Origin of the sequence: Arthrobacter sp. LFS091 (assembly GCF_047977885.1) — a bacterium.
Taxonomy (GTDB): Bacteria; Actinomycetota; Actinomycetes; order Actinomycetales; family Micrococcaceae; genus Arthrobacter.
Map to the genome: position 1 here is coordinate 536,381 of NZ_JBFPFP010000002.1, position 16,555 is coordinate 552,935.

A 16,555-nucleotide genomic window follows, 5' to 3' on the forward strand; every position below is an offset into this window, starting at 1 on the left:
GTAAAGCTTGTTTCACTAGCATTTTGATACTAAGTCACCCGACCCGCGAATGCAGGACTCCGCACATTTCCCAAGGAAAGAGGCTCGAAACATGGCATCTCGAAGCTCAGACCTGGCCCGGCAGACGACCGTTACCGCGAGCCTGGTGATATGCATTGTGGGGTCAATGATCGGCGTTGGAGTTTTTGGCGGGACCCCCATCGCGCAGGCCGCCGGCGGTGCCTTGGCCGCCGACTCCACTCTCCTCGCTCCAGCGACACCGGCCTTCTCCATCTGGTCCGTGGTGTACGCCGGGCTGGTTGCTTTCACCGTGTGGCAGTGGCTGCCCTCCCAACGTTCAACTGAACGGCAGCGATCGCTTGGTTGGATCGTCGCCGCCTCCATGATCCTGAACGCTGCGTGGATCCTGTCCGTTCAGGCTGGTTGGCTCCTGGTCAGCGTTCTGGTGATACTGGCCCTTCTGGCCACTCTGGTACTGGCGTTCCTGCGCTACGGCCAAACCCGTGCCGGCTCATGGGTTGAGTCTGTGGTGGTGGATGGAACGCTGGGGCTCTACCTGGGCTGGACCAGCGTGGCCGTCTGCGCCAACATCGCCGCGGCCCTGAAGGCCTCAGGCTTTGCGGGCTTGGGGCTGCGACCCGAGATCTGGTCCGTCACGGTGCTGGCCGTGGTGTCCGTCGTCGGAATCGCGTTGGCCATCAAGGGACGCGGACGCCTCGCCCTGGCGGCAGCCATCGCATGGGGCCTCGCTTGGATCACGGTCGGCCGCAGCTCCAACGCACCCGAGTCCTTCCCGACGGCGATTGCCGCAGCCGTTGCTGCTGCCCTGGTGCTCGGTGCTGCGATCACGGTGCGGGCCAGGCTGAAGACTATCCCGCGATGAGCTCGTTCACCGGGCCTTCGTGCAGGGCCAGGTAGATGTCATCCCGGACCTTGTTGGCCTGGGGGTCCGTCATTGTTTCCGCCAGTGGACGCATCACCACACGAACCAGGGCGTTCGACTGGCCGGCCAGGATGCGGAGGCGCTGCCGGGCAGCCGGAGGAAGGGACTCGCCCGGCGTGAGGGCGAGCAGCTCCACGCTTTCCAAGTCCTCAGCGCGGTCGCCCAGTGCCATCCGCACCTTGTCGCCGAGCAATTCAGCATCCATATCTGCTGCAACCACAAGCGAGAGGTCCCGGCTGATGGGTGGCATCTGGGACACCGGCTTCCAAGGATCGAGGTTGGTCATCTGTTGCTGGATCCGGGCGTCCGAGGACCGCAGCAACCTGATGTCGGGGATTCCCTTGCGAAGCATCAATGCGCGATCCAGCCCCATCCCCAACGCCAGGCCCGACCACTTCCCGGGGTCCAGTCCGGCGTCCACCAGCAGGTGCGGAGCCACGAGCCCACACTCCGCGAGCTCCAGCCACTCGCCATCCATGAGGACATCGATCTGCAAGCCCTCCTGCGTATAGGGGTGTGCCGAAGGCACCGCCCGCCACTCAGCACCAGGCAATACCGCAGCCACCAGAACCCCGATCATGTCCTGCAAATGACCTGGCTTGAGCGTTATCCGTGAACTGATCCGCCACAAGTCCACCTGATGGGGCGTCCCCACGTGCGTCCGGTCGATGGAATCACGTCGGTAGACCAGGCCCGGGAGAGCCCACAGTTCGTCCATTGACTCCCCAGGGACCACGTTCCGCAACAGTGACGGGATGGAAGCCGAGGTGTGGCTGCGCAGCATGACTGTAGGACTGACGTAGCGGGAGTACTTTTGGTCGCGGGTGACGTCCATTTCGCTGAAACCCAGGCGGTCGTAATTGTCAGCGACACTCACCAGAGGACTGTGCCGGACCGTCCGTTCGGGCACTCCCCACAGTGCATGGAGGGCGTCCATCACGTCGCGAAGGAGTGTTTGCATTGCGTGGGGACCGTGGTCCGGGTTGGACAGGTCACGGACTGTCAGGGCGTCGTGAAGCTCGTCGGGGCTGGGATGAGAGGGCATGGCTGGTCCTTAAGGGTTGGAATGAGTGGGTTTCCTCCCCCGACTCACTCCGTGCCAGGACCTAGGCGCGCGCCAAACAGCCCTCGCGACCGGAGGCCGGTCGGGGGCAGGTAAATCGACGCAGGGAGAGCATGGGCCGACTATACCCCTGGATACAGGAGACGCAAAGGCGCCCCACACCCGCGCGGGTGTACGGCGCCTTTGCGCTTTGGGTCGGGACTATTAATCACGACGGCGGTTTACTCGCGAATCGATTGACATGACATAACTCACATTCTGTAAGCTGAATTCCAAGTCACGCAGACGGCTTACCTTGCTCTACACAGGGAGGTCCCCATGGCCCCCAATCCGCTGAAGGCCGAGATCCTCATGGCCCACGGTGTCCCTCCTTCCGCGGCCAGCGTTGCTCGACGAAGAGCAGCCGCGAACCATGGCACGCACGGCGTAGCCAACAAACCCGATGCCCTCCTTGGAGCGATAGCCGTCAGGCAATTGTTCCACCGCTGGCCCTTGGTGCCATCACGGGAATTGGAACGGATCCGCCACGTCCTCTTGCACTGCGATCAGCTGGGCTCCCCGGACACCCACCATCTGTCAGAGCCGGCCCAAGCGCTGCTGGAGCTGATCAACTGCGAGTTGGAGCGGCGTCGTTTACTGGCAAAATCCGGGCAGGAAAGCGCCAGCAGCAACTGACTACGGGAGAGCCGCAACCACATCGATCTCCACCAGGAAGTCGCCCAGGAACGATCCCACGGTGGTTCGTGCGGGGTACGGGGCTACAACATATTTTTCGTAGATGCTGTTGAAGCCTTCGAAGTCGCGCCCGGGGTGGTGCAGGTGGACGGTGGCTTTGACCACATGAGAGAAATCCAGTCCGTGCGCGCCCAGGACTTCACCGAGGTTGGTCATGGCCTGGATGGTCTGTTCCTCAATGGTGATGCCAACCCGTTCATCGGTCACGGGATCGTGGGGCGTCTGGCCTGCGGTGAAGAGGAACCCGTTGGCCACGATGGCCTGGGAATAGGCACCGGCCGGGCTGGGGGCGAGGCTGGTGACGACTTGCTGGCGGGACATGTAATGCCTTTCGTTGCGATGTAAATTGCTAGAGGACCTTGGAGAGGAAAGCTTTTGTGCGCTCCTGCTGCGGGTTGTCCAGGACGTCCTCCGGAGGGCCGCTTTCGACCACCACGCCGCCGTCCATGAACACCACCTGGTCAGCGACCTGCCGGGCAAAGCCGAGCTCGTGCGTCACCACCACCATGGTCATCCCCGCCTCTGCGAGGGACTTCATGACGTCCAGGACTTCACCCACCAATTCGGGGTCCAACGCCGACGTGGGCTCATCGAACAGCATCAGCTTGGGCTTCATGGCCAGAGCCCTTGCGATCGCGATGCGCTGCTGCTGCCCGCCCGAGAGCTCCTGGGGGTAGGAGTGTCCGCGGTTGCCCAGGCCCACCCGGTCCAGGAGTGCCTGCGCTTCCACCACCACCTCACGCCGGGGCCGGCCGAGCACATGCACGGGCGCCTCGATGATGTTCTCCAGCACTGTCATGTGCGGGAAAAGGTTGAAGCGTTGGAACACCATGCCTGCGTTGAGCCGCGAGCGTGCTGTTTGGCGTTCCTTCATTTCATAGAGCTTCCCGTTGCGTTCGGCATAGCCCACCAGGTGCTCGTCCACGTAAAGCCGGCCAGCGTCCACCTTCTCCAAGTGGTTGATGCAGCGCAGGAAGGTGGTTTTGCCGGAACCGGACGGGCCGATCAGGCAGGTCACGGAACCCTTCTCAACCCTGAGGTCGATGCCTTTGAGGATTTCGATAACGCCGAAGTTCTTCCAGACTCCCCGGGCTTCCACCATGGCAGTAGTCATCATGCTGTCCTTGTCTTGGGCTTGCGGATCCGTCGCGGCGCTGAGTCAAAACCGCGGCCGTACCGGCGTTCGAGTTTGTTTTGGAAGAAGCTCAGGACGGTGGTCATGAGCAGGTACCAGAGGCTGGCCACAATCAGCAGTGGAATGGTCTGGTAGTTGTTCGCATAGATGATCTGCGCCGAGTAGAGCAGATCCGAGATCGCGAGGACGCTCACCAGGGACGTGCCTTTCAGCATCGAAATGACCTGGTTGCCGGTGGGCGGCAAAACCACGCGCATCGCCTGGGGCAGGATCACCCGGTTCATGAGCTTGCCACCGCTCATTCCCAGGGCCCGGGCAGCGTCGTACTGGCCCTTGTCTACCGAACCGATGCCACCACGGATGATCTCGGCCATGTACGCGGCCTCGTTCAGCGACAAGCCCAGGAGCGCTGCACCCAACGGGGAGATCAACACATTCGCTGATCCCAGCACCACCGACGGCCCACCAAAGGGCAGTCCGAACGCGATCACCGGGTAGAGCGCCGCAATGTTGTACCAAAAGATCAGCTGGACCAGGAGCGGCGTTCCCCGGAAGAACCAGATGTACGCGCGGCTGATGGTGCTGAGGATCGGGTTGTCGGAGAGCCGCATGATCGCCAGCAGTGTGCCCAGTGCGATGCCCACGGTCATGGAAACCACGGTCAAAACCAGCGTCAAACCCGCGCCGGCAAGGATCTGCGGTGCGAACAGGTAGGACACCACAACATCCCAGCGGTACCGTTCGTTCACTGCGACATCCCACGCGGCACTGAGTGCTACCAGGATGAGCACCACTGCAAGGACCAGCCGGACCGGGTGCTTCAGCGGTACCACGGGAATGGAATCACCGGACGCTGTGGCCGGCTCCCGGGTGCCGGGGACTGAGGGTTGCTTCTGCACAGCCGTCACCTCTCTACTCGAATGCATTACTGGGCGAAGTTGACGCGGGCATCGGTGATGGCGCTGGTCTCAAGACCGTACTTCGCGAGGACCTTGGTGTAGGACTCACTCTTGATCACAGCGTCCAGGGCAGCGGAGACCGACTTCACCAACCCGGACTGCTTGGGCACGCCCACACCAACCGGCGCGAACTCGTACGTCCGGGCCACCTCGATGCCGGGGTTTTGGGTAGCCGCGAAGTTCAGGATGGGCGAGTCAGCCAGCACGGTATCCAACCGACCACTTGTCAGCGCGGATATGGCTTGCCGGGTGTCCTGGAATTCACTCCTTTGGATGGTTTCCTTGCCGGCGGCTGTGCAGGCCTCGTCATAGGAAGGCACGTTCACCGTCAGCTGGTACGAACCCGTCAGGAGCCCCACCTTCTTGCCGCAGAGCGCGTTCTCGTCCTTGATGCCACCGGGGTTTCCCTTGGGGACGGCAATGGCGTTGCCGATCTGCATGTAGTCCACGAAGTCCAGCACTTCCATGCGCTTTTGCGTGGGTGTCATTGAGGAGACGGTCATGTCGTAGCGGTTGGCTGCGAGGCCGGGAATGATGGAGTCGAAGTTGGCCACCTGGATGTCCACTTTGACACCCAATGCCTCACCGATGAGACGGGCCACGTCCGGGTTGGTTCCGGTCATTTCCTGCGTGCCTTCGCGGTAGAACTGCGTAGGAGGTTCGTTGGTGGGGATGGCCACGCGCAGCACCTTGGAAGCCTTGATGGATTCGGGCAGAAGGTCGACGGCGGCCTGGTTGACTGCCAGCGCGGGGACGCCGGTTCCCGCTGCGGCAGCGTCGCCGGACGGGTTCGACGCCGATGCGTTGCCAGTTGGGCTGCACGCCGTCACCGCCAACACCAGCGCAGCAGTGGCGACGACGGCCGATAAGACGGGTTTCGCGCGGAGGACCGCTGTTGGATTGTTCATGTCGGATTCCTCATTTCTGCAAGGCCAAAGGGGCCTCGGGGATACGGGTTGGTTGGTTGCGGACGAATGCTTCGTTGCGGTGCCGGATCAGGTCCCGGCCTTCCGCCCGCAGTTCTTCGATGGTTGAGACTCCGAGGAGCATCATGGTGCGGGTCATTTCGGCTGTGAACATTTTCAGCACGTGCTCCACGCCGGCTTGGCCGGCGGCAGCAAGGCCGTACAGGTAGGGGCGTCCGATGGAGCAGGCGTCCGCGCCGAGGGCCAGCGCCTTGACCACGTCGGAACCCCGGCGGATGCCGCCGTCGACGATGATTTCCATCCGACCGGCGGTCTTCGCAACGATCTCCGGCAAGACATCAAGGGGTGCCGCCATATGGTCCAGCTGCCGTCCGCCGTGGTTGCTGACCTGGATCGCATCGATACCCATGGAAGCTGCCAGCGCGGCATCGTTCGCGTTCACCACGCCCTTCAGCACGATCGGACCGTTCCAGCGTTCCCGCAGGTCCCGGATGTCGTCCCAGTCGGTAGGTTCGTAGGAACCGGCCAGCAGCGTCCGCCACATATCGGGCGAGCTGGCCAGCGGACCATCGGGAATTTGGGCATCGAGGTTGGGGAAAGCGATCGCGTCGTTGGCCAGGAATCCCAGGGCCCATGCGGGGTGCAACATCCCCTCAACCACCGTCTTTGGCTTGATGGACGGCGGGGCGGTGAAGCCGTTGCGGTAATCGCGCTCGCGGTGCCCGATGGCCCTGCAGTCGACGTTGACCAGCAGGGCTTCGTAACCGGCCTTGGAGACCCGGTCCAGGACAGCCTGCAGGAGCCCTTTGTCCGAGGTCGGTTCCAGGTTGAACCAGCGGCGAAGTCCCGGCGCCGCAGCGCTGACCGCTTCCATGGTGGTGGTGCTCAGGTGCGCCAGTCCGTAGGGGATACCGGCGGCGAGCGCTGCGCGGGCGACGGCGGACTCACCCTCGGGGTGGAACAGCCGGGTTCCGCCCGTCGGCGAGAGCGTCACCGGCATCGCCGACGGGCCGCCAAGGATGGTGGTTCTGAGGTCCAGGTTGTCCACTGATCCCCATTTGGGAAGGAATGACCAGTCATCGAAGGAGGACCGGTTCCGGCGCAGCGAGACCTCATCCTCACCGCCGCCTTCGATGTATTCGAAAATGCTCTTGGGGAGCCTTTTGGCTGCCAGCTTCCGCATGTCCTCAACGCTGTAGCACTTCCGGGAGAGCCGCTCGGCGGTGGATCGGGCTGGTCCCTGCACCGAGGCAAGCGCCCTGATGTCCTTGATTTTCATGGTGTGTCCTCTGTGTTCCTGACGGGCTCACCTGCCCGGCGTCACTCCCAATAGTGACGCAGATCTCCTTCGCTCTATATGTAAAATCCTCCACAAGATCGCTCACATGCCTGTGATAACGTCCAACCATGGATACCGTGGCGCAGTCAGGGATACAGCAATCGGCCGTCCGCGTTTCGGACTGCATCCAGTTGATGCAGGCCGACCTGGTGCACGCCAACCCCACTCCCGAGAACCTAGGCCACCTGGTATCGGACGTCCTCATGTACGACCCCCTGGATACTTGGTCCAGCGTGGACAACCGGATCATCCTCGCGGTCGGGTGCACGTACGGTTCACCGGACTTCGACCAGCTCCTCCACCGGGCAGCGAACAGCAACGCCGCAGCGGTGATCGTCAAAGCCCATGGCGCCCGGATGGAACAACTGCGTTCCGCGGCGGTTCGGCATACCCTCTCGGTCCTCGTGGCCCCGGATGACGCGGACTGGACGCAACTGGTTGCCCTGGCACGGGCATCGGTTGTGGGCGCTGCCGCGGACTCGGTGTCAGGTGTGCGGCTGGGGGACCTTTACGCGTTTGCCAACGCGGCAGCGTCCATCACCAACGGCGCCGCCAGCATTGTGGACCCGCTGGGCCGCATCCTGGGCTATTCCACACTGCCGGGCCAACCCATCGACGAACTCCGCCGCATCACAACCCTGACCCTGCAGGAAACCATCCAGCCGGCATTCGACCAGGACTTCAAGGCGGTTTACGCTGCGCCGGGCGCTGTGCTGGTCCCGGCGCCCGACGACGGAATGGCCCGCCTCGCCTTGGCCGTACGGGCAGGCGGAGAACTGCTCGGGTCCATCTGGATCATCGATCCCGGCGAAGAAAAGCGCGCCACGGCATTGAACGCGCTGGATCGGATGGCGCCCCTGGCAGGGCTGCACATGCTCCATGCCCGCTCGGCCTCAGACTTCGGGGAGCGACGAAATGCGGACCTCATCCGGACGCTCATGGATGACACTCCCCACGCCTCCTTCGCTGCCGCGCAGCTGGGCCTCGATACCGCCAACGGGCTGGCCGTGGCAGCCTTCTCGATTGTCCGCCCGGAGACGGGAAGCCTGGAGTCCGTCCGGGAAATCCACCGGCTTCTGCACTTGGTGACCACCGTGTGCGACGTCCAGTTCGGCTCCGGCCACAGCGCCCTGATCGGCTCAGTGGTCTACGCACTCCTGCCCGGCAATGGCCCGTCCCCGCGGGCCCTTCATGCCCGGATCATCCAGGAGATCGAGGCCTATTCGCACACCATCAGTTCGTTCCCGGTCATTGCGACAGTGGGTGGAATCGCAGCGACCATCGACGAGCTGCCGCGGTCCCGGTCCGAAGCCATGCGCACGCTGCACCATCTTTTGAACCTGCAGGAACGCCAGGGCAAGTCCCCGGGCAACAACAAAGTGCCGGGCGTTGCGCTCTTCGAGGACTTCCAGGTTCCGCTGAACCTGCTGAGGATTGGGGAGTTCATCGAGGAGAACGGCCTGGCCGGAACAGACGACATCGCCAGGATCCAGGCCCGGGACGCCGAGCAGCAAACGGAGTATCTGGAGACCCTGCGGGCCTATCTTGCCTTCAATGGCAACATTTCCGCCATGGCCACCCACCTCCACGTGCACAACAACACCGTCAGGTACCGCGTGGGCCGCCTGGCCGAGGACTTCAACCTCGACCTGGCGGACCCACAGAAACGGCTGTGGTTGTGGCTGCGGATTACCACCATGGAGCTGGCCGCGAAGTAGCTCCCCCCAACGCGACCTAACGGATGATGGGAAGTCCCGCCGTCGGGAAGACGCTGGGGAAGATCGACGGCGGCGGCACGGGAACGCTGTCCAGCGGCACCGTGACCGTTTCCGTCCCGACGGTGACGTCGTAGTCGCGCACCGTGATGTGCAACGGCTCGTCGCTGTAATCCGGCCCGGATTCGAGCGCCAACGCAATGGAGCCCTGCGCGAGCTCTACGGACAGGAGCCGGCCTTGCACCTTGAGCTTGAAGGACAGGTTTTCCCATTCGGCGGGCAGGCGCGGGTCGAAGCGCAACACGTCGCCTTGGTCGCGCATACCCGCGAAACCGCAGACCAAGGAGCTCCAAATACCGCCGGTGGAGGCGATGTGGACGCCGTCGATCGTGTTGCCGTGCGAGTTGTCCAGGTCGATGAACAGGGCGTCGGTGAAGTGTTGCAGCGCAACATCGCCGTAGCCGACTTCGGCCGCCATGATGCCCTGCACGCACGCGGAGAGGGTGGAGTCGCCGGTGGTGATGGGGTCGTAGAAGTCGAACGCCCGCTGCTTCTGTTCGGCTGTGAAGTCCTGCCATTGGAGGAACATGGCCAGCACCGTATCGGCTTGCTTGAGGACCTGGTGCCGGTAGATCACCAAGGGGTGGAAGTTCAGCAGCAAAGGGTATTTGGACTTGGGGGTGTTCCAGTCCCACGGTTCCAGCGTCATGAAGTCGTTGTCCTGACTGAAAACTTCAAGGTGGGGATCGTACGGGAGTGACATGCGCTCAGCTGCCTGCCGCCACACCATCCGCTCGGTATCGGCGATCCCCTCGTGCTCCAGCGCTGCGGCAGCCCGCAGGTTGAAGCGCGCCATGACGTTGGTGTACAGGTTGTCGTTGACCACGGCTGTGTACTCGTCGGGGCCCGTCACGCCGTGGATGTGGAACATGCCGTCCTTGCCGAAAAAGCCCAGCGACGCCCACATCCGGGCTGTTTCAATGAGCAGGTCCGCCCCCAGTTCTGCCCGGAACGAGTCATCCCCGCTGGCCCACTGGTAGCGGTTTGCGGCGAAAGCGATGGCGGCAGCAATGTGGAACTGGGCCGTTCCTGCGGCGTAGTAGGCGCTGGCTTCCAGGCCGTTGATGGTCCGCCACGGGAACAGTGCTCCGTCAACGCTGAGCTCCTTTGCCCGGACACGGGCATCCGGCAGCATGGCGTGGCGGGATTCCAGCACTTTTCGGGCACCGCACGGGTTGGTGTACGTCAGGTACGGCAGGAGGTAGATCTCCTGGTCCCAGAAATAGTGGCCCTCATAACCGGATCCGCTGACGCCCTTAGCGGGGATGCCAGCCACCCCGGCGCGGGCAGTGGCCTGCGCCAGCTGGAAGAGTCCCCACCGGACGGCCTGCTGCATCTCGGGCTGGCCGCCGATCGAGATATCCGCCGTGGTCCAGTACTGCCCGTAGTGGGCTTTGCTCTGGGCAAGGATTTCGGAGAACGACACCAGGTTGGCTTCGGCGTCGGCGGCCAGGCTCTCGCCACGGTCCTCGGCGTCGCTGGAACCGGCCACCAGGTAACTGACCGCCTTCTCCACACGGAAAGCCTCGCCGGCGTGAATCGCCAAAACGTAACGGACGGAAGATTCGTCTTCCGCCACCAGCGTTTCAAACGGCTGGCCTTCGGCGGAGATCCAGTGATCCACGGCCATGGCAACGCGCTGGCGCGATTCGGAAGTCTCCCATGCCATGCGGAGCGATCCGTCGGCACCTTGGAGGTGCAGCGGCAGGAGTACGCGCCCGGCGTGGCGGCCGGATCGGCGCGGGTCGTGGACCGAGTGGTCCTCCACAGGCTGGTCCTGGCGGTTGACGACGCCGGAGATAATGTCCGCGGAAACGTCGCGGTCAGCCGAAATGGACAGCTCCAGGCCAAGGCATCCGCGGTTGTCGAACCCCACTGCGCGGCGCTCCACCGTGGTAACAGTGGCGCCGGAGCGGCAGGCGTAGGTGGTGCTTTCCTCGTAGACGCCGGTGGAAAAGTCCACGGAACGGTGGTAGTCCAACACCGTGGACTCGGCCAGGCTCAGCGCCTCGCCGTCGATGGAAACAGTGAAGTTGTTGGCGTCCGGCACGTAGACGATCCGTTGGCCGGTACGCGCAAAACCGTAGGCATTCTCGGCGTGCTTGATGTCCCAGATCTCGTGGAATCCGTTGATGAACGTACCGGGGAGCTCACTGTCGCCCGCGGTCGAATGTGAGCCGCGGATGCCCAGGTGGCCGTTGCCGAGCGCGAACAGTGTCTCCAGGGTCCCCTCGTCGCCGGGGACGTGGATGTTTTCCACGAGCTTCCAGGGCTCGCAGGGGAAGCGCAGCCGATCGGAGCTGATGAGTGCCATGGGCTAAAGAGGTCCTTCGAAAAAGTAGGGTCAGAGAAGATCGTTGAGGTCGTCGACCACCAGCGTGGCCCCGGCGTCCAGCAGGGTTTGGCGGCCCGCTCCGCGGTCCACGCCGATCACGGCGTAAAAGTCGGCCCCCGCGCCGGCCTGCACGCCGGAAACGGCGTCCTCCACCACGATGCATTCCTCAACCGGCACGCCCAGCAGGCCTGCCGCGTAAACGTAGGTTGCCGGGTCCGGCTTACCGGGAAGTCCGACGCCGGCAGCCACCTGGCCGTCCACCACCACCTCGAAGTGGTGGTCGAGGCCGGCGGCCTTGAGCACGGCGGGTGCGTTGCGGGATGAAGACACGACGGCGACCTTCAGTCCCAGCTCCACCGCGGCGTTGATGAACTTGACTGATCCCGGGTAGGGCTCGACGCCACGGGAGTTCACGATCTCGTTGAAGATGGCGTTCTTCCTGTTGCCCAGGCCCTGCACGGTTTGGTTGTCCGGGTGGTCGTGGACAGGACCTTCAGGCAGGGTGATGCCGCGCGAGGCCAGGAAATCCCGGACTCCATCGAATCGCGGCTTGCCATCGATGTGATCGAAGTAGTCGCTTTCCTGGTAGCCCTGGGAATGGCCCGTCCGAGCGAGGTAGTCGTCGAACAGTTCCTGCCACGCATGCTCGTGCACCACGGCAGTTGGCGTCAGCACGCCGTCGAGGTCGAACAGCAGCGCCGAGGCGCCGCTCCAGGCATTACGAAGATCAGTCATGTGCGTCATTCCGTTTCAGCGCTTGTGGCGCGTGGTTTTGCGTTCGATGAGCTGGGTATGGGGCCAGTTCCGGCCACGTACTGGGAGACAGACGGGCCCGTCGTCGCGGAGCGTAGCCAACGCCCCGGAGCCGCTTGGTCGTTACGGGCGAACACTGCCGTGGGCGGGGCGCCGCAGGTGTTGGGTTGCCTGCCAGGCCACGTGTTCGTCATCGATACCTCCATTGTCCCACGGAACATTTCGCAAGCCCACGTCGGCCAACAGCCCAAAGTGTAAGCGCTTACAATTTTGTCATTCAAGAGAGTACAGCCGAACTCGAAATTGTGACGCGACTCTCACCGGCGTCTTGATTTTGGACCTTGGATGGTTTCTAATCCGGCGAACTACCGCAACACGTAGTACTTAAGGAACGCGCTGACATCCACCAGTTCCTGCGGCTCAATCCGGTGCCCCATCCCCGGATAGGTCCGCGCTGTCAGCGCGACGTTCGCCTCCAGCCACTCCTCGGTGTGCGCGATCGCGTCCTCATTGATGACCGGATCGGCTTTGTCCCTGCCCCAAAAGAACGGGGGCGGACTGTCGAAGGACTCGCTGAGGGCAAGGAGGTCGTTGTCCAGCACGAATCCGGACAGGCCCACCGTGGCCGTAAACTCCTGGGGACGCAACCGCAGGAGCGTGCTGGCCATCGCCATGCCCTGGGAGTAGCCCAGCAGGCTGACGCTGCTGTGGTTCCCTTTGACGGAGTTGATCCAGTCGAACACCCGGTTGGTGGAGGCGATGACATCCGCAAAGTCGTTGGTGAGGAAGTAGTCCAGCAGGAACCAACCGTAGTCGTCGCCAATGACTTTAGGCCCGCGCAGCGCAGCGCAGCTGAAGTCGGCAGGCAAATGCGGGAACAGCTTCTCCATGCGCTGCTCGCTTGTCCCATAACCGTGCAACATCACCAGCAACGGGGTGCCTGCTCGATCGTTTTCAGGCTTCGACCAAACCACTGATTCCATGGAACTGAGACTAGTAGACTTGCCGCATGACTCCGCAGGAACTGGCCAACCTGGCCCATCTGCGGCGAGCGCGCGACTTCATTGACCGTGAGTACGCCCGCCCGCTGGACGTTCCCACCATGGCCGCCGGCGCGCTCATGTCCCCGGCGCACTTCTCCCGGCAATTCAAGGCTGCGTATGGCGAATCGCCCTACAACTACCTCATGACCAGGCGGATCGAGCGGGCCATGGCATTGCTTCGGTCAGGAACCAGCGTCACGGATGCCTGCATGGAGGTTGGCTGTACATCTCTGGGTTCGTTCAGCTCACGCTTCACCGAGATCGTGGGCATAACCCCCAGCGAGTACCGCTCCCGCGAACACCACGCCGTGAAAGCCATGCCCACGTGCATCGCCAAGCAACACACCCGCCCCGACCGCAAGGGTGGCAACAACCTGAGCAGGATCGAAGAAGCGCCCGCCACGTAGCTGAAATAGCGTGGGCGTTATGAACATTTCACTGAAGTACGCACACGTCACTGTCAACGATGTCGATGAATCCCTGGCCTTCTACCGTGATGGCCTGGGCTTGCAGGTCCGTAACGATGTCGGCTCGGACGGCCAACGCTGGGTCACGCTCGGCAGCGATGCCCAGCCGGATCTTGAACTGGTCCTGTCCCCACCGCATGCCGGCCGCTCCCAGGCAGACGGCGACGCCATCCAGGAACTCCTCACCAAGGGCGTCATGCCCATGCTCGTGTTCAGCACCGACGACCTCGACGAAACTTTCGAAAAGCTCCGCGCCACCGGTGCCGAGGTCCTGCAGGAGCCGATCGTCCAGCCATGGGGTCCGCGCGACTGCGCTTTCCGCGACCCTTCGGGCAACATGATCCGCATCAACCAGGGCTAAGGCCCCTGGAGTACGACGGCGGGAGGTCACCTTGGGCACCCACGGTGACCATTCGCCGTCGTACTTCTCCTGCTGTGTACCGCGTCCTGTCAGCGGCCAAGCAGGTACTTGGCGTCCGACAAATCGCCGTCCTGATGAGTGGAGGCGATGGCGGCGGAAACGACGTCGGACAAGCGGTGCCGACGACGGTAGGCCTCGCGCTGCAACCGTTCGCCCGTTCCCCGGCGAAGGATGTTTGCCACCCCCGCGCGTGCAGCGGTCAGGTCCCCGGCCTCCACCAGGGCCCGGCGGACGTGCCGTAGGAGGGCAGCCACGACGTCGGCCACGGGATAGGGCGTCTGTTCCAGCGGGTGCAGCAACTGCTGGTCAACGCCGAAGCGGCTGGCTTTCCAGTTGGCCATTCGCAGGATCGGGGTGGAAACGCCCGATGGCGGGACCCCCTCGCGCCACTCGCCCACCGAGGTCTCCACCAGGGCCCGCGCGATCACCGCAATGGTCAACGCATCCTCGGCATAAAGGCAAACATCGGCAACCCGGAACTCAACGGTGGGATGCCCCCTGGAAAGACGCGCATCAAAATAGATCATGCCCTCATCAAGGGGTACACCCGTGGCGAGGAGGCTTGAGGCCATGGCATGGTAGCCCTCGGCGGATCCGAAGACATCCATGGGACCCGCCGTGGGCCAACGGTTCCAGATCTGGGTTCGATAGCTGGCGAACCCGGTGTCGGCGCCCATCCAGAACGGCGAGTTGGCGCTCAGCGCCAGAAGCACGGGAAGCCAGTGCCGCGTCCGGTCCAGGACGGCTACGCCCTCCTCCGGCGACTCGATGGAAACATGGACATGGAAACCGCAGGTCAGCTGTTCGCGCGAAATGAGGCCGAACTCATTGCCCATGGCCGCGTACCGCTGGTTGCCGCCGGTGGGCGTCGCATGGAAGACCGGCGGCGTTGCCAGTGCTGCCACCCTGGCCCCGACAGCCCTCGCGGCCTTATCCGCGAGGGCTCGCCCCGCGCGGATTTCGGCCCGGAGTTCGTACGCTGTCCGGCAAGGGAGCGAATTGACTTCAATCTGTTCCTGCTTGAACTCCGACTTCAAGGATGGTGCGTCATCGCCGGCCTCCTCAGCCGGAGTGCCTGCCACATCCAGGATCCCGGAGGCCAAAGCCAAAGGCGTCCCATCCGAAGGGTCGGCAATCAGCAACTCTTCCTCGACACCAAAGGTGCGCATGGCCACCCCTCCCCACGACGAGTTATTCAGGAACGGCAGTCAGCCGACGTGCCGCGGAACCTCCATCTGGAATCCGCACCGGCAGTGGAGCACCTGGGTCTGCAGGTACACCTCAAGAAGGTTGGGGGTCCCGGGACCGTCCGTGGTCCGGGGTGCCTCAATGACGCGCTCCGTGGGGCGTCCCAACGTCATGGGCTCGCCGCAGTGGGTGCAGCTGAACCAGAGCCCAGCGGCGGACGTTGACAGGAATTCCCTTTGGATCTCCGGCACCAGCGCGTCCAGGCGGACGGTGTGGGCGTAGAAGGTATCGCACTCGCTGCATGTGTAGCTGACGTCCACCAACTGAGACTGGTTGGGGGCAGACTCCACGACCGTTTCGACGAAAACGTACGAATCCGTGTCGCAGACAGTGCACCATGGGCGTGCGTCGGTATCAGCGACTGCGGGCACCGGCCCCGAGAGGGGTTTCGGGGCGGGAATCGGGGATCCAAGCGTCATTGCCATTCTCCTTTTGCTCCTCCAAGGAGCCTGCATGCATGCACGCGGTGAGCCGGCCGATAGAGGCCACGGCTTCAGTGCAGTTCTTGGACCATCCTTGATGGCGATCGGCATGAGACTCCAAGGGCTATCTGCTTAACCCATGTATGAATGTAGTTCACCAGTGGCGGGGGTCACAAGGGATGGGAAGCCCCAGGACCGGCTGCCGGCCTGCGCTTAGGGCTCGAAATGGGCCACGGGTGCATGGTTCGCCACGGACTTTACCAAGGACTCCGCGACGTCCCGGAGCTTCTGGTTCCGGGTGCTGGATGCCTTCTTGAGGATTTGGAATGCCTCGTCCTGCGAGCAGCGGTTCTGGCCCATGATGACGCCACAGGCGAGGTCGATCACTGTACGTGAGTGCATTGCTTCTTGGAGGTCCTCGGCATGCTGCTGCTTGGCGCCGATCCGTACGGCAAGCCTGAGCGACCGTTCGGCCTGGCTTGCGTAGAGCTCGCAACTGCGGATGGTGGCGTCATCGTAGACGTGTGCCTGCGGGGCGAAGAAGTTCAGTGCCGCGGTAGCGCCCTCGTCCAGTTCGAGCGGCACGCAAAGAGCTGAACGGTGGCCGCGCTCGGCGATGACCGTGCAGTACTCGGACCACCGCTCTTCGGTGGAGGTGTCGGGAACGTGCACCGTCTTGTGGCTTCGCATGGCTTCCAGGCAGGGGCCGTCGCCATAGGCCTGCTGGACTTCGTCAATCAGGCGCGCCTCGTGGGTACTGCCGGCCACGGTGGCGGTGCGTCGACGACGACTCAAGGTGATGCCGCAGAGGACATCGACTCCCACAGCTTGGGAGACCGCGGACGCCGAGAACGCCGCGAGTTCATTGAGGAATCCGCCCACGTCCTCGCTGTCGATCACGAGGTCCTGCAATTGCTCGGGGACCGAAACTTCGTCGGGCGCCGGGTCGGCTTCCAGTCGCGCCAGATCTACGTTCATTTCGTCCATGCCT

At 63.4% G+C, this 16,555-nt stretch carries 17 protein-coding genes; 5 read left to right on the forward strand and 12 right to left on the reverse strand.

All coding sequences use genetic code 11. From position 1 onward, the window contains the following. The first annotated feature begins 91 nt into the window (after positions 1–91). The gene (locus tag ACNQOP_RS05330) at positions 92–883 is read left to right on the forward strand and encodes a tryptophan-rich sensory protein (RefSeq protein ID WP_416403573.1); all 792 of its coding nucleotides are present in this window, start codon (positions 92–94) and stop codon (positions 881–883) included. Here ACNQOP_RS05330 and ACNQOP_RS05335 read toward each other — a convergent pair. Then, positions 870–1,988, reverse strand: coding sequence for a hypothetical protein (locus ACNQOP_RS05335; RefSeq protein ID WP_416403574.1), 1,119 nt, complete (start codon positions 1,986–1,988; stop codon positions 870–872). The genes ACNQOP_RS05330 and ACNQOP_RS05335 overlap by 14 nt on opposite strands. A 336-nt stretch (positions 1,989–2,324) precedes the next feature. Here ACNQOP_RS05335 and ACNQOP_RS05340 point away from each other — a divergent pair, with 336 nt between their 5' ends. Beyond that, positions 2,325–2,681 carry a hypothetical protein gene (locus ACNQOP_RS05340; protein WP_416403575.1) on the forward strand — a complete coding sequence of 119 codons (357 nt, stop codon included), beginning with the start codon at positions 2,325–2,327 and terminating at the stop codon, positions 2,679–2,681. Here the strand turns inward: ACNQOP_RS05340 and ACNQOP_RS05345 are convergent, their stop codons facing one another. Genes ACNQOP_RS05345 through ACNQOP_RS05365 form a run of 5 tightly spaced genes read right to left on the reverse strand, consistent with a single transcriptional unit; the run spans position 2,682 to position 7,040 of the window. Beyond that, a complete protein-coding gene (locus ACNQOP_RS05345; RefSeq protein ID WP_416403576.1) occupies positions 2,682–3,062 on the reverse strand; it encodes a RidA family protein in 381 nt (126 codons plus the stop codon). 28 nt (positions 3,063–3,090) lie between these two features. Then, positions 3,091–3,855: an amino acid ABC transporter ATP-binding protein gene (locus ACNQOP_RS05350; protein WP_416403612.1), complete on the reverse strand. Its 765-nt coding sequence runs from the start codon at positions 3,853–3,855 to the stop codon at positions 3,091–3,093. Beyond that, positions 3,855–4,775: an amino acid ABC transporter permease gene (locus ACNQOP_RS05355; RefSeq protein ID WP_416403577.1), complete on the reverse strand. Its 921-nt coding sequence runs from the start codon at positions 4,773–4,775 to the stop codon at positions 3,855–3,857. The genes ACNQOP_RS05350 and ACNQOP_RS05355 overlap by 1 nt, the downstream gene beginning before the upstream one ends. A 26-nt stretch (positions 4,776–4,801) precedes the next feature. Then, entirely contained in the window at positions 4,802–5,743 is a 942-nt protein-coding gene (locus ACNQOP_RS05360; RefSeq protein ID WP_416403578.1) for an ABC transporter substrate-binding protein, read from the reverse strand. Positions 5,744–5,753: 10 nt separating this feature from the next. Next, the gene (locus ACNQOP_RS05365) at positions 5,754–7,040 is read right to left on the reverse strand and encodes an alpha-hydroxy acid oxidase (RefSeq protein ID WP_416403579.1); all 1,287 of its coding nucleotides are present in this window, start codon (positions 7,038–7,040) and stop codon (positions 5,754–5,756) included. A gap of 128 nt (positions 7,041–7,168) precedes the next feature. On the opposite strand from ACNQOP_RS05365, the gene ACNQOP_RS05370 reads away from it, so the two are divergent. After that, the gene (locus ACNQOP_RS05370) at positions 7,169–8,818 is read left to right on the forward strand and encodes a PucR family transcriptional regulator (protein ID WP_416403580.1); all 1,650 of its coding nucleotides are present in this window, start codon (positions 7,169–7,171) and stop codon (positions 8,816–8,818) included. Between the two features lie 16 nt (positions 8,819–8,834). Here the strand turns inward: ACNQOP_RS05370 and ACNQOP_RS05375 are convergent, their stop codons facing one another. The 3 genes from ACNQOP_RS05375 to ACNQOP_RS05385 form a co-directional block, all read right to left on the reverse strand. After that, positions 8,835–11,189 (reverse strand): glycoside hydrolase family 65 protein, encoded by a 2,355-nt coding sequence (locus tag ACNQOP_RS05375; protein WP_416403581.1) that lies wholly within the window; start codon positions 11,187–11,189, stop codon positions 8,835–8,837. A gap of 30 nt (positions 11,190–11,219) precedes the next feature. Beyond that, positions 11,220–11,945 carry an HAD family hydrolase gene (locus ACNQOP_RS05380; RefSeq protein ID WP_416403582.1) on the reverse strand — a complete coding sequence of 242 codons (726 nt, stop codon included), beginning with the start codon at positions 11,943–11,945 and terminating at the stop codon, positions 11,220–11,222. 383 nt (positions 11,946–12,328) lie between these two features. Then, positions 12,329–12,946 carry an alpha/beta hydrolase gene (locus tag ACNQOP_RS05385; protein ID WP_416403583.1) on the reverse strand — a complete coding sequence of 206 codons (618 nt, stop codon included), beginning with the start codon at positions 12,944–12,946 and terminating at the stop codon, positions 12,329–12,331. 26 nt (positions 12,947–12,972) lie between these two features. On the opposite strand from ACNQOP_RS05385, the gene ACNQOP_RS05390 reads away from it, so the two are divergent. After that, entirely contained in the window at positions 12,973–13,413 is a 441-nt protein-coding gene (locus ACNQOP_RS05390; protein ID WP_235520240.1) for a helix-turn-helix transcriptional regulator, read from the forward strand. Between the two features lie 19 nt (positions 13,414–13,432). Beyond that, positions 13,433–13,834, forward strand: a complete 402-nt coding sequence (locus ACNQOP_RS05395; RefSeq protein ID WP_235520241.1) for a VOC family protein — start codon at positions 13,433–13,435, stop codon at positions 13,832–13,834. Positions 13,835–13,923: 89 nt separating this feature from the next. Here the strand turns inward: ACNQOP_RS05395 and ACNQOP_RS05400 are convergent, their stop codons facing one another. From ACNQOP_RS05400 to ACNQOP_RS05410, 3 genes are all read right to left on the reverse strand, one after another. After that, a complete protein-coding gene (locus ACNQOP_RS05400; protein WP_416403584.1) occupies positions 13,924–15,063 on the reverse strand; it encodes a glutamate--cysteine ligase in 1,140 nt (379 codons plus the stop codon). Between the two features lie 39 nt (positions 15,064–15,102). After that, entirely contained in the window at positions 15,103–15,561 is a 459-nt protein-coding gene (locus ACNQOP_RS05405) for a hypothetical protein (protein WP_235520243.1), read from the reverse strand. A gap of 216 nt (positions 15,562–15,777) precedes the next feature. Continuing rightward, positions 15,778–16,551, reverse strand: coding sequence for a GAF and ANTAR domain-containing protein (locus ACNQOP_RS05410; RefSeq protein WP_257370216.1), 774 nt, complete (start codon positions 16,549–16,551; stop codon positions 15,778–15,780). Between the last annotated feature and the right edge of the window lie 4 nt (positions 16,552–16,555).

Coding starts and splice junctions, on each gene's coding strand:
- ACNQOP_RS05380 (WP_416403582.1), bottom strand. CDS start 11,945: ATGACTGATCTTCGTAATGCCTGGAGCGGCGCCTCGGCGCTGCTGTTC.
- ACNQOP_RS05350 (WP_416403612.1), bottom strand. CDS start 3,855: ATGACTACTGCCATGGTGGAAGCCCGGGGAGTCTGGAAGAACTTCGGC.
- ACNQOP_RS05410 (WP_257370216.1), bottom strand. CDS start 16,551: ATGGACGAAATGAACGTAGATCTGGCGCGACTGGAAGCCGACCCGGCG.
- ACNQOP_RS05400 (WP_416403584.1), bottom strand. CDS start 15,063: ATGCGCACCTTTGGTGTCGAGGAAGAGTTGCTGATTGCCGACCCTTCG.
- ACNQOP_RS05360 (WP_416403578.1), bottom strand. CDS start 5,743: ATGAACAATCCAACAGCGGTCCTCCGCGCGAAACCCGTCTTATCGGCC.
- ACNQOP_RS05390 (WP_235520240.1), top strand. CDS start 12,973: ATGACTCCGCAGGAACTGGCCAACCTGGCCCATCTGCGGCGAGCGCGC.
- ACNQOP_RS05375 (WP_416403581.1), bottom strand. CDS start 11,189: ATGGCACTCATCAGCTCCGATCGGCTGCGCTTCCCCTGCGAGCCCTGG.
- ACNQOP_RS05370 (WP_416403580.1), top strand. CDS start 7,169: ATGGATACCGTGGCGCAGTCAGGGATACAGCAATCGGCCGTCCGCGTT.
- ACNQOP_RS05335 (WP_416403574.1), bottom strand. CDS start 1,988: ATGCCCTCTCATCCCAGCCCCGACGAGCTTCACGACGCCCTGACAGTC.
- ACNQOP_RS05385 (WP_416403583.1), bottom strand. CDS start 12,946: ATGGAATCAGTGGTTTGGTCGAAGCCTGAAAACGATCGAGCAGGCACC.
- ACNQOP_RS05405 (WP_235520243.1), bottom strand. CDS start 15,561: ATGACGCTTGGATCCCCGATTCCCGCCCCGAAACCCCTCTCGGGGCCG.
- ACNQOP_RS05330 (WP_416403573.1), top strand. CDS start 92: ATGGCATCTCGAAGCTCAGACCTGGCCCGGCAGACGACCGTTACCGCG.
- ACNQOP_RS05340 (WP_416403575.1), top strand. CDS start 2,325: ATGGCCCCCAATCCGCTGAAGGCCGAGATCCTCATGGCCCACGGTGTC.
- ACNQOP_RS05365 (WP_416403579.1), bottom strand. CDS start 7,040: ATGAAAATCAAGGACATCAGGGCGCTTGCCTCGGTGCAGGGACCAGCC.
- ACNQOP_RS05345 (WP_416403576.1), bottom strand. CDS start 3,062: ATGTCCCGCCAGCAAGTCGTCACCAGCCTCGCCCCCAGCCCGGCCGGT.
- ACNQOP_RS05395 (WP_235520241.1), top strand. CDS start 13,433: ATGAACATTTCACTGAAGTACGCACACGTCACTGTCAACGATGTCGAT.